Origin of the sequence: Streptomyces hilarionis, assembly GCF_024539675.1 — a bacterium.
In the GTDB taxonomy this organism is placed as follows: Bacteria; Actinomycetota; Actinomycetes; order Streptomycetales; family Streptomycetaceae; genus Streptomyces; species Streptomyces hilarionis.
Genome location: NZ_JAHHIT010000003.1, coordinates 55,222 through 66,570, shown reverse-complemented (window position 1 = coordinate 66,570; position 11,349 = coordinate 55,222). Strand labels below are relative to the sequence as shown.

The following is an 11,349-nucleotide window of genomic DNA, read 5'->3' as shown; positions in this document are numbered from 1 at the left end:
CCCCCGGCCTCCCCCGACGACGCGGGTCGCGCGGCCGCCCTCCCCGCCGGGACGCCCGCTGCCGCGCCGGCCCGGCTGGAGGCGGCCTGGCTGGGCCGTGCCGTCGGCTGCCTCCTCGGCAAACCCGTCGAGAAGCTTCCCCTGGACGCCGTCCGCGCCCTCGCCCGCGCCACCGGGAACTGGCCCCTCACCGGGTACTTCACGGCCCGGGGAGTACCCGGCCCCCTCCTCGAGGCGCACCCGTGGAACCGCCGCTCGGCGGGCACCTCGCTCGCCGAGAACATCGACGGCATGCCCGAGGACGACGACCTCAACTACCCGCTGCTCAACCTGCTCCTGCTGCAACGGCACGGCAAGGACTTCACCACCGAGGACGTCGCCCGGCTCTGGCTCGACGCACTCCCGCCCGGCCGCGCCTTCACCGCGGAGCGCATCGCCCTGCGCAACCTGCTCTGCGGCGTCGAACCCCCGCACACCGCCCGTCACCGCAACCCGTTCCGCGAATGGATCGGCGCCCTGATCCGCGCCGACGTGCACGGCTGGACCAACCCCGGCGATCCGGCCGCCGCCGCGCGACAGGCCCACCGCGACGCCTGTCTCACCCACACCGCCAACGGCGTCTACGCGGCGATGTTCACGGCCGCCGTGACCGCCGCGGCCGCGGCCGGCGCCCAGGACGTCCACGCCTGTCTGCGCACGGGACTGGCCGTCGTCCCCCCGCGCTCCCGCCTCGCCCGGGCCGTCGCGCACGCCGTCCGGCTCGCCGGGGAACACCCCGGCCCCGACGGGTTCGACGCCGTCGTGGACGAACTCCACGCCGTGCACCGGGCGTCCCACTGGGTCCACGCGGTCCCCAACACCGCGCTGATCGCCGCCGCGCTCACCCACGCGGACGGCGACTTCACCCGCTCCGTCCGCAACGCCGTGGCAGGCGGCCTCGACACCGATTCGGCCGGCGCGACGGCAGGCGGGGTCGCCGCCCTCCTCGCCGGCGACCCGGCCGCCCTCCCCGACCACTGGACGGCCCCCCTCAAGAACCGGCTGGCCACCTCCGTGGCCGACTTCAACGGCGTCGGCTTCGACACCCTGGCCCAGCTCACCTGGTCCCTCACCCACCGGGAGGCGTCCCGCCCATGACCGACATCGTCGTGCTCGGCAGCACGAACATGGACCTCGTCGCCTACGTCGAGAAACCCCCGCAGCGCGGAGAGACCGTGACAGGACGGGAGTTCCGCACGATCCCCGGCGGCAAGGGCGCCAACCAGGCGATCGCCGCCGCCCACGCGGGCGGCACGGTCTCGATGATCGGCGCCGTCGGCAACGACGCCTTCGGCGCCCGGCTGCGCTCCACACTGGAACACTCGGGCGTCAACACCGACCACCTGCGCACCGTCGAGGCGCCCTCGGGAACCGCGCACATCGTCGTGGACGACGAGGGCGGCAACGCCATCGTCGTCGTCCCCGGCGCCAACGGCACCGTCGACCACCTCGTCCCCGGCGACGAAGGACTCATCGCCTCCGCCGACGCCCTCCTCCTCCAGCTGGAGGTGCCGTCGGCCGCGGTCGTCGCCGGCGCCCGGGCGGCCCGCGCCCACGGCGTGCGGACGATCCTCACCCCCGCCCCCGCCCAGCCGCTGCCGCCCGAACTGCTCGCCGCCACCGACCTGTTGGTCCCCAACGAGCACGAGGCGGCCGCACTCACCGGGCGCACCGACCCCTACGAGGCGGCCCACGCCCTGCTGGACAGCGTGCCGGAGGTGATCATCACGCTGGGAGCGGCCGGCAGCCTCTACGCGGCCCGCGGGGCCGAGCCCCTGACCGTCCCCGCCCCGCGGGTCACCGCCGTCGACTCGACCGGCGCGGGCGACACGTTCGTCGGAGCACTCGCCGTGGCCCTCGGCGAGGACCGCCCCGTGCGGCAGGCGCTCGCCTGGGCGGCCGCCGCGGCCGCCCTGTCGGTCCAGCGCCCCGGCGCGTCCGCCTCGATGCCCTACCGCTCCGAGATCGAGACGCAGTACGCCTCATGACCGCGACGACTCCTCCCCTGCACGGCGTGCGCGTCCTCGACCTGGCCACCCTCTTCGCCGGCCCCCTCGCCGCCACCCTGCTCGGCGACTTCGGCGCGGACGTCGTCAAGGTCGAGCACCCGGGCCGCCCCGACCCGTCCCGGGGGCACGGCCCCGCCAAGGACGGCGTGGGCCTGTGGTGGAAGCTCCTCGGCCGCAACAAGCGCGCCATCACCCTGAACCTGTCGAGGCCGGGCGGGCGCGACACCCTGCTGCGGCTGGCCGCCACCGCCGACGTGATCATCGAGAACTTCCGGCCCGGCACCCTGGAGAAGTGGGATCTCGGCTGGGAGGAGCTGTCGGCGGCCAACCCGCGACTGGTCCTCGCCCGGGTCACCGCCTTCGGCCAGTTCGGCCCCTACGCGCACCGCCCCGGCTTCGGCACCCTCGCCGAGGCGATGAGCGGGTTCGCGGCCATCACGGGAGAGCCGGACGCGGCGCCCACCCTGCCGCCGTTCGGCCTGGCCGACTCGATCGCCGGCCTGGCCACCGCCTACGCCGTGATGACGGCCCTCGCCGCCCGCGAGCGCACCGGAGAGGGCCAGGTCGTCGACATGGCGATCATCGAGCCCATCCTCACCGTCCTGGGACCCCAGCCCCTCTGGTACGACCAGCTCGGCTACGTCCAGGCCCGCACCGGCAACCGGTCCGCGAACAACGCGCCCCGCAACACGTACCGCACGGCCGACGGGGACTGGGTCGCCGTGTCGACGTCGGCGCAGTCCGTCGCGGAACGGGTGATGCGCCTGGTCGGCCGGCCCGACCTGATCGACGAGCCCTGGTTCGCGACGGGCGCGGAGCGGGCCGCGCACGCCGACGTCCTCGACGAGGCGGTCGGCGCCTGGATCGCCGCCCGCACCCGCACCGACGTGCTCGCCGCCTTCGAGAAGGCCGAGGCTGCCGTGGCCCCCGTCCAGGACGTGCGGGACGTGATGACCGACCCCCAGTACCAGGCCCTCGGCACGCTCGCCGCCGTCGACGACCCGGAGCTGGGCCCGCTGCGCATGCAGAACGTCCTCTTCCGCCTCTCGGCGACCCCCGGCGCGATCCGCTGGGCCGGTCGCCCGCACGGCGCGGACACGGAGGCCGTGCTGACGGAGCTGGGCCTGACGCCGGCCGAGCTGACCGCTCTGCGCGCGGAGGGCGCCGTATGACGGCACCCCCGCTGACCTGGCTCTACGTCCCGGGCGACCGCCCGCAGACCGTGACCAAGGCGCTCGGCTGCGGCGCCGACGTCGTCATCGTCGACCTGGAGGACGCGGTCGCCCCGGATCGCAAGGAGTACGCCCGCGCCGCCACCGCCGAGCGTCTCGGCGAGCCCCAGCCGGTCCCGGTCCACGTCCGGGTCAACGCCCTGGACACCCCGTTCGCCGCGGCGGACCTGCGCACGCTGGCCGCCCTGCCCGGCGTGCGCGGTCTGCGCCTGCCGAAGGTGACGTCACCCCACCAGATCACCCGCGCGGCGCGGTCCGCGCCGCGGGGCGACGGCGGGACCACCCCGCTGCACGCCCTGCTGGAGACGGCCCTCGGCGTCGAACACGCCTACGCCATCGCCTCCGCCCACCCCGCCCTGCGCGGCATCGCCCTCGGCGAGGCGGACCTGCGCGCCGACCTGGGCGTGCGCGCGGACGCCGGCCTCGACTGGTCCCGCTCTCGGGTGATCGTCGCCGCCCGGGCCGCCGGCCTGGCGCCGCCGCCCCAGTCGGTCCACCCCGACATCCGGGACCTGGACGGCCTCGCCGTCAGCTGCGCCCACGGCCGCACCCTCGGCTTCCTGGGCCGCGCCGCCATCCACCCCCGCCAGCTCCCGATCATCGAACGGGCCTATCTGCCCACCCAGCAGGAGCTGGAGGACGCCGAGACGATCGTGAAGGCGGCGGCCACCGAACAGGGCGCCCAGGCCCTCCCGGACGGCCGCTTCGTCGACGCGGCCGTGGTGGCGGCCGCCCGGCGCACGCTGTCGCTGGGAACCCGCACCGGCTGACCCCGCCCGCACACGACCGAGGGGCGCCCGGCAGTGCCCGGGCGCCCCTCGTCGTCGTGCCGTCGGCCGTCAGGCCTTCTTGCCGGCCGACTCCGCTTCGTCCTTCTTCACCCCGCCGGCGGCCCCGGCCTCACCCGCCGCGTCCGCCCGGACGTCGGTCTCGTCCGTGGCCGTGGCCTTGGCATCGGTCCCGGCCTCTGCGTCGGCCTTTGCGTCGGCCTTGGCCTCGACCTTGGACGTCGCGCCGGCCTTCGTGGCCGTGCCCTTCGTGGCCGAGGTCTTCGTCTCCGAGGTCTTCGTCTCCGAGGGCTTGGCGGAAGCAGCCGCGGCGGAATCGTCCTCGGAGCCGCTCTTCGCCTGCTCCTGCTCCTTCTCGGCGTCCGTCGCCGCGCTCGCGCTCTGCGCGCCCTTCTTCGCCCCGGCGGCGTCCTTCGGCGTGCCCTCGCCGTCGGTCCCGGCGTCGTCCGCCGCCGTGTCGCCGGGGGCGTCCGCGCCCGGCTCGACGACGGCCTCGCGCCCGGGGCGCTTCTTCGCCGAGACGACGATGTACGTCACCGCGAGCAGGAAGACGATCAGCGCGGTCCAGTCGTTGAGCCGCAGGCCCAGGATGTGGTGGGCGTCGTCGACCCGCATGTACTCGATCCACGCGCGGCCCACGCAGTACGCCGCGACGTACAGGGCGAACGCCCGGCCGTGGCCCAGCTTGAAGCGGCGGTCGGCCCAGATCACGAGGAGGGCGACGCCGATGCACCACAGCGACTCGTACAGGAACGTCGGGTGGTAGTAGCCCGGCACCCGGCCGTCCGCGGAGGACGTGATGTGCAGGGCCCACGGCAGGTCGGTCTCCTTGCCGTACAGCTCCTGGTTGAACCAGTTGCCCCAGCGGCCGATGGCCTGCGCGAGGGCGATCCCGGGCGCGATGGCGTCGGCGTACGCGGGCAGCGGGATGCCCCGGCGACGGCAGCCGATCCAGGCTCCCACCGCACCGAGCGCGATCGCACCCCAGATGCCGAGGCCGCCCTCCCAGACCTTGAAGGCGTCCACCCAGTCGCGGCCCTCGCTGAAGTACAGCTCGTAGTCCGTGATCACGTGGTAGAGCCGGCCGCCGACCAGGCCGAAGGGCACCGCCCAGACGGCGATGTCGGCCACCGTCCCGGCCCGCCCGCCCCGGGCGACCCAGCGCCGGTTGCCGAGCCAGACCGCGACGAAGACGCCGATGATGATGCAGAACGCGTAGCCGCGCAGCGGTACGGGGCCGAGGTACAGCACCCCGTGCGACGGGCTGGGAATGTAGGCAAGTTCCATGGCAGGGTCGACGCTACCGTGCCGGGCCGGGCCGACGGCGGGCAGCCCGGCTACGGCTCCATAACGGGCGGGTGTGAAGAGGCCTTACCCCGGCGCTCACCCCTGGTCGGCCTCCTCCACCATCCGCTTCAGCTTCGCCGGCGTCATCGACTGGTCCTGGTAGATGTTCTTGCCGTTGAACAGCACGGTCGGGGTGCCGCCGAAGTGGCCGTTCTGGAAGGCCTGGTCGGACTTCACGACCCAGCTGTCGTGCGTGCCGTTCTCGACGCAGCTGCGGAAGGCGGGCGTGTCGAGCCCGTCGACCTTGCCCGCGAGTTCGATCAGCCGCCCGTTGTCGGCGTAGGCGTCCTTCGTCTCCTCGGGCTGGTTCTCGTACAGCACGTCGTGGTAGGCGGAGAACTTGCCCGCGTCCTGGGCGCAGGCCGCCGCGTTGGCCGCCCGGCGGGAGCCGCTGCCGCCCATGTTCCCGTCGATGAGGGTGGCCAGGTGGTACTCGACCTTGAGCTTCCCGGAGTTCGCCAGCTCGTGGACCGTGGGCCGGTACGCCGTCTCGAACCCCTTGCAGGCGGGGCAGCGGAAGTCCTCCCACACCGTGAGCGTGGACTTGGCGCCCTCCTTGCCGACCGGGATCGCCAGCGCGTCCTGTCCCTGGGCGCCGGAGGGGGCCACGACCGGGCCCGCCTTCTTCGCGCCGTCGTCCTTGCCGGAGTTCGCGGCGACGACGCCGATCACGGCGGCCAGGCCGAGCACGCAGACCACGCTCGCGCCGACGATCAGTGTGCGCCGGCGCCGCTCCGCGGCCTTCTGCTTCTCGCGGTCCGCGGCCAGCCGTTCGCGGGCGTTGCGCTTTCCGTCACGATTCTTCTCGCTCACACCCCCAGAACGAACCGGGGAGGCGCAATGCGCCTCCCCGGTCCCAGGTCCACCCGTTCGGGTGACCGAACCCCGGGTCACGCCTGGCGGCGCACGCCCTTCGCCAGCTCGCCCGCGAGCGCGCGGACCGCCTCGACGCCGGCCGCGTCGTCCGGCGCGTCCAGCATCCGCTTGACGAAGGCCGAGCCGACGATCACGCCGTCGGCGAAGCCGGCCACCTCGGCGGCCTGCCGGGCGTCGGAGACGCCGAGGCCGACGCAGACCGGCAGGCCGGAGCCGGTGGCCCGGGTCCGCTCCACCAGGTCGTGGGCCTGCGCGCCCACCGACTCACGGGTGCCGGTGACGCCCATCAGCGAGGCCGCGTAGACGAAGCCGCTGCCCGTCTCGGTGATCTGCGCCAGGCGTGCGTCGCGGCTGCTCGGCGCGACGACGAAGATCGTGGCGAGAGCGTGCTTGTCGGCGTGCTCCCTCCACAGCGCGGACTCCTGCACCGGCAGGTCGGGCAGGATGCAGCCCGCGCCGCCCGCCTCGGCCAGCTCCGCGGTGAACCGCTCGACGCCGTAGCGGTCGATGGGGTTCCAGTACGTCATGACGAGGATGGGCTTGCCGGTGGCCTCGAACGCCTCGCGGACCGTGCGCATGACGTCCGCGATGCGCACCCCGCCGCGCAGGGCGATGTCGTCGGCGGTCTGGATGACCGGACCGTCGAGGACCGGGTCGCTGTGCGGCAGGCCGACCTCGACCACGTCGGCGCCGCCGTCCAGGACGGCCTCGATCGCCGCGATGCCGCCGTCCACCGTCGGGAACCCGGCCGGGAGGTAGGCGATGAGCGCGGCGCGGTCCTCGGCCTTCGCCTCGGCGAGGGTGTCCGACAGCAGCTGGATGTTCCCGCTCACTTGGCGTCTCCCTCGATCTCGGCGGTGTCGGCCGCGTCGGCGGCGACCTCGGCGTCGGTGTCGTACAGGCCGAAGTACCGGGCGGCCGTGTCCATGTCCTTGTCGCCGCGGCCGGACAGGTTGACCACGATCAGCCCGTCCTCGCCGAGTTCGCGGCCGACCTCCAGGGCGCCCGCCAGCGCGTGCGCGCTCTCGATGGCCGGGATGATGCCCTCGGTGCGCGAGAGCAGGCGCAGCGCCTGCATGGCCGCGTCGTCGGTGACCGCGCGGTACTCGGCGCGGCCGGTGTCCTTGAGGTAGGAGTGCTCGGGGCCGATGCCCGGGTAGTCCAGGCCGGCCGAGATGGAGTACGGCTCGGTGATCTGGCCCTCGTCGTCCTGGAGGACGTAGGAGCGCGAGCCGTGCAGGATGCCGGGCTCCCCCGCGGTGAGGGTGGCCGCGTGCTCGCCGGTCTCCACGCCGTGGCCGGCCGGCTCGCAGCCGATCAGGCGGACGCCGGCGTCGGGGATGAAGGCGTGGAAGAGGCCGATGGCGTTGGAGCCGCCGCCGACGCAGGCGATCGCGGCGTCGGGCAGGCGGCCGGCGCGCTCCAGGATCTGGCGGCGGGCCTCGACGCCGATGACGCGGTGGAAGTCGCGGACCATCGCCGGGAAGGGGTGGGGCCCCGCGACCGTGCCGAACAGGTAGTGGGTGCGGTCGACGTTGGCGACCCAGTCGCGGAAGGCCTCGTTGATGGCGTCCTTCAGCGTGCGGCTGCCGGACTTCACGGCCACGACCTCGGCGCCCAGCATGCGCATGCGGGCCACGTTGAGGGCCTGGCGCTGGGTGTCGATCTCGCCCATGTAGATGGTGCACTCGAGTCCGAAGAGCGCGCACGCGGTGGCCGTGGCGACGCCGTGCTGGCCCGCGCCGGTCTCGGCGATGACGCGGGTCTTGCCCATGCGCTTGGTGAGCAGGGCCTGGCCGAGCACGTTGTTGATCTTGTGGGAGCCGGTGTGGTTGAGGTCCTCGCGCTTGAGGAAGACCCGGGCGCCGCCGGCGTGCTCGGCGAACCTCGGCACCTCGGTGAGGGAGCTGGGGCGGCCGGTGTAGTGGACGAGCAGGTCGTCGAGCTCGCGGGCGAACTCCGGGTCGTGCTTGGCCTTGTCGTACTCGACGGCGACCTCGTCCACGGCGGCGACGAGGGCCTCCGGGATGAACTTGCCGCCGAACGCGCCGAAGTAGCCCTCGGCGCTGGGGACCCGGCCCTCGGGGTCGGGAATGAAGAACTCGCTGGGCATGCGGAAACCTCACGGTGAGACGGTTCGTGTGCGGACACGGAACAGCGCCGTGGGGCGGGGGTGGTCGGACGGCTGATGGCCGTCGCCGGCTTGTCGAACAGTTCCCCGCGCCCCTAGCGGCGCGGCTGCCATCGCATGCCGTTCACCTGGCCGGGCTCGTCGCCGATGACGTAGCGCACCCTGCGGCCGTGCACCCTGCGGGCGGGCGCGCGGCAGCCACGGGGGCGGCAGCCGCGCGCGAGGCGGGCGTACCGGTCCGTGAGCGTCCGGGAGGGCGTGGGAGTCATCGGCGCAAGCCTAGCGAAGGTTCAGCCGCGGCCGTGGCGCAAGGCAGGGTGTTCGCCCGCCGCGACCAGGTCGGCGACCGCGGTCCTCGGGTCGCGCCCGGTCACCAGGGACTCGCCGACCAGGACCGCGTCGGCGCCGGCGTTGGCGTACGCGATGAGGTCGTGCGGGCCGCGCACCCCGGACTCGGCGATCTTGACGATGTGCGCCGGGATCTCGGGGGCCACCCGCTCGAAGGTGCCCCGGTCGACCTCCAGGGTCTTCAGGTTGCGGGCGTTGACGCCGATCACCTTGGCGCCCGCGTCGACCGCGCGGTCCACCTCGTCCTCGTCGTGGACCTCGACGAGCGGGGTGAGGCCGATGGAGACGGCACGCTCGATCAGCGACTCCAGGGCCGACTGCTCCAGGGCGGCGACGATCAGCAGCGCGAGGTCGGCGCCGTAGGCGCGGGCCTCCCACAGCTGGTAGGACGTGACGATGAAGTCCTTGCGCAGGACGGGGATGTCGACCCGCGCGCGGACCGCTTCGAGGTCGGCGAGCGAGCCGCCGAAGCGGCGCTGTTCGGTGAGGACGGAGATGACGGCGGCGCCGCCCGCCTCGTAGTCGGCGGCCAGCCCGGCCGGGTCGGCGATCGCGGCCAGCGCGCCCTTGGAGGGGCTGGAACGCTTGACCTCGCAGATCACCTTGACGCCGTCGCCCCGCAGCGCGGCCGCTCCGTCCTTGGCGGCGGGGGCCTTCGCCGCGCGCTCCTTGAGCTCGTCGAGGCTGACGCGCGCCTGCCGCTCCGCGAGGTCGGCACGGACTCCGTCGATGATCTCGTCGAGCACACTCACGCGAGCGGCCCCCTTCCGATGCCTGAGAGACGGTGGAAACTTCCAGCGACCCATGGAGAAAAAGGTGGTCACTGCGATGGTATCCGGCCGAGGGCGAAGGCCTCGCATCCGGTCGGCGAGGGCCCGCGCGCGCCCTCGCACCAGCTTCGCACGACGCGGGCGGACGGGCCCCTCCACCAGGACGTCCGCGAGCCGGTCACGGATGCAGCAGGCCGCCGAAGGGCAGGTTGCGGACGACCGTGAAGGCCAGCAGGACGGCGCCCAGGGTCCACAGCCGCGCCGGGGTGAGCTCCACGCGCAGGGGGCGTCCGCGTGCCGCGCGGACCGCCCAGAGGGTCCACACCACCGCGAAGCCCAGATAGGCGACGACGGCCATCGCGTTGTCGTGCAGGGCGGTGGCGAGGTCCCCGTGCACGAAGGCGTGCGCGCTGCGCAGACCGCCGCAGCCGGGGCAGTACAGGCCGGTGACGCGCAGCAGCGGACAGACGGGGTAGTGGCCGGGCTCGTTGGGGTCGACGACTCCCACGTACGCGAAGGCCGCGACGACGGCCGCGAGGATCGAGGCGGGCACGGCCAGCCTGCCCGCGGCGGTCGGCGTCACCCGCCGGGTGTCGGCGTTCACGCCTCGCATTCTGCCCCGGCGGCGCGCCGCGCGCGCGTGAGGGGCGGCCGGTCGCGCACCGGCCGCCCCTCACGAGGTGCTGCGGGTCTCAGCCCTCGGCGCCGGCCGGCTTGGCGGTCGCCGAGACCTGGTGCACGGGGTGCGACTCCTTCGGCTGGCCCAGACCCGCGGCGCGCATGCCCGCGCCGACGACGCCGCCGAGGGCCACGATCACCATGCCGGCCCAGAAACCGAGCGGCTCGGCCATCACCATGAACAGGCCCGCGACCGCGAAACCGATGAAGGCGATGGTGACGCCGGTCCAGGCGGCCGGGGTGTGTCCGTGGCTGCTGCCCGCCATGACTTGCTCCTCATTGCTGTCTCTGTGTCCGTCCGAGCCGGACGCTCGCCGTCCATTGTCCCGTACGCGCGGGCGCGCCGGACCCGGGGGTCGGGGTCCCGTCGAGTCTGATTCACCACACCGGGGAGCGGCGGGCGCGACCAGGTCAGGCCGGGTCCATCCCGGTCGGGTCCTCGCCCCGGTCCAGGGCCTTCCACATCTCCTCGGGCCGCTCGGGGTCGGCGGGCCGGGCCGTGCGCCGCGCGCGGGGGGCGCCGTCGCGCTCGTAGCGGCCGGACATGGCGGGCCACCGGCGGCCGTAGCGCAGGGCCAGCAGACCGGCGAGGAGGATCAGGGCGCCGCCCGCGGCCGCGGCGTAGGGCCAGGCGGTGTGGCCGAACGAGGCGACGACGGCGGAGGTGTCGCCGGTGGCCTTGGCGGCCTGCTCGTCGAGCGCGGAGCTGTCGCCGGCGCCGAGCAGGGCCGCGGCCATGATCCCGGCTCCGGCGAGCGCGAGCACGGCGGAGACGGCGAGGCGGCCGGCCCTGCGCACCGCGAAGACGGCGACGAGCGCGGCCAGGCCCACTATGGCGAGCGCCGCGGGCACGCCCGTGACGTCACTGCCGCGGGCGGTCAGGGAGAAGGGGGCGCCGGCGACCGTCGCGGTGCCCTCGGACCAGCGCTGGCGGGTGGCCAGCAGGGTCAGGGCCGAGCCCAGCGCGCCGCTCAGCAGGGCGACGGCGAGGCTTCGGCGGCTCGACCGGGCGGCGGCGGTTTCGGGACGTGGAGAAGGAACAGCAGCAGTCACGTGCTCCACTATCGCCTGAACCCCGGGCGAACCGGCACCCGGGGTTCACGTGAGACGCGTCCTATCTGCGCCGGACGC

The 11,349-nt window shown here is 74.4% G+C and carries 13 protein-coding genes; 4 read left to right on the top strand and 9 right to left on the bottom strand.

What is annotated here, in order from left to right; translation table 11 throughout:
- The 4 genes from KMS84_RS01645 to KMS84_RS01630 all read left to right on the top strand — a co-directional run.
- The coding region (locus KMS84_RS01645; RefSeq protein ID WP_256914169.1) for an ADP-ribosylglycohydrolase family protein at positions 1–1,137 on the top strand (1,137 nt) is incomplete at its 5' end.
- Positions 1,134–2,027, top strand: coding sequence for a ribokinase (gene rbsK / locus KMS84_RS01640; RefSeq protein WP_256914168.1), 894 nt, complete (start codon positions 1,134–1,136; stop codon positions 2,025–2,027). The genes KMS84_RS01645 and rbsK, both read left to right, overlap by 4 nt.
- Positions 2,024–3,220 (top strand): CaiB/BaiF CoA transferase family protein, encoded by a 1,197-nt coding sequence (locus KMS84_RS01635; protein ID WP_256914167.1) that lies wholly within the window; start codon positions 2,024–2,026, stop codon positions 3,218–3,220. Before rbsK ends, KMS84_RS01635 begins: the two co-directional genes overlap by 4 nt.
- On the top strand, positions 3,217–4,050 hold the full coding sequence (locus tag KMS84_RS01630) for an HpcH/HpaI aldolase/citrate lyase family protein (RefSeq protein ID WP_256914166.1): 834 nt from the start codon (positions 3,217–3,219) through the stop codon (positions 4,048–4,050). The genes KMS84_RS01635 and KMS84_RS01630 overlap by 4 nt, the downstream gene beginning before the upstream one ends.
- Positions 4,051–4,119: 69 nt before the next feature.
- Here the strand turns inward: KMS84_RS01630 and lgt are convergent, their stop codons facing one another.
- The 9 genes from lgt to KMS84_RS01585 all read right to left on the bottom strand — a co-directional run bounded on the left by lgt (position 4,120) and on the right by KMS84_RS01585 (position 11,280).
- Positions 4,120–5,355 carry a prolipoprotein diacylglyceryl transferase gene (gene lgt / locus KMS84_RS01625; RefSeq protein WP_256914165.1) on the bottom strand — a complete coding sequence of 412 codons (1,236 nt, stop codon included), beginning with the start codon at positions 5,353–5,355 and terminating at the stop codon, positions 4,120–4,122.
- 96 nt (positions 5,356–5,451) lie between these two features.
- Positions 5,452–6,228 (bottom strand): thioredoxin domain-containing protein, encoded by a 777-nt coding sequence (locus KMS84_RS01620; RefSeq protein WP_256914164.1) that lies wholly within the window; start codon positions 6,226–6,228, stop codon positions 5,452–5,454.
- A gap of 77 nt (positions 6,229–6,305) precedes the next feature.
- Entirely contained in the window at positions 6,306–7,124 is an 819-nt protein-coding gene (gene trpA / locus KMS84_RS01615; RefSeq protein ID WP_256914163.1) for a tryptophan synthase subunit alpha, read from the bottom strand.
- Entirely contained in the window at positions 7,121–8,404 is a 1,284-nt protein-coding gene (gene trpB / locus KMS84_RS01610) for a tryptophan synthase subunit beta (protein ID WP_256914162.1), read from the bottom strand. The genes trpA and trpB overlap by 4 nt, the downstream gene beginning before the upstream one ends.
- Before the next feature lie 113 nt (positions 8,405–8,517).
- Positions 8,518–8,691, bottom strand: a complete 174-nt coding sequence (gene trpM, locus KMS84_RS01605) for a tryptophan biosynthesis modulator TrpM (RefSeq protein ID WP_256914161.1) — start codon at positions 8,689–8,691, stop codon at positions 8,518–8,520.
- Between the two features lie 21 nt (positions 8,692–8,712).
- Positions 8,713–9,522, bottom strand: a complete 810-nt coding sequence (gene trpC, locus KMS84_RS01600; protein WP_256914160.1) for an indole-3-glycerol phosphate synthase TrpC — start codon at positions 9,520–9,522, stop codon at positions 8,713–8,715.
- A 196-nt stretch (positions 9,523–9,718) separates the two neighbouring features.
- The gene (locus tag KMS84_RS01595; protein WP_256914159.1) at positions 9,719–10,153 is read right to left on the bottom strand and encodes a DUF2752 domain-containing protein; all 435 of its coding nucleotides are present in this window, start codon (positions 10,151–10,153) and stop codon (positions 9,719–9,721) included.
- 79 nt (positions 10,154–10,232) lie between these two features.
- Complete coding sequence (locus KMS84_RS01590; RefSeq protein ID WP_256914158.1) at positions 10,233–10,484, bottom strand: HGxxPAAW family protein; 252 nt, start codon at positions 10,482–10,484, stop codon at positions 10,233–10,235.
- A gap of 145 nt (positions 10,485–10,629) precedes the next feature.
- On the bottom strand, positions 10,630–11,280 hold the full coding sequence (locus KMS84_RS01585) for a TIGR02234 family membrane protein (RefSeq protein WP_256914157.1): 651 nt from the start codon (positions 11,278–11,280) through the stop codon (positions 10,630–10,632).
- Between the last annotated feature and the right edge of the window lie 69 nt (positions 11,281–11,349).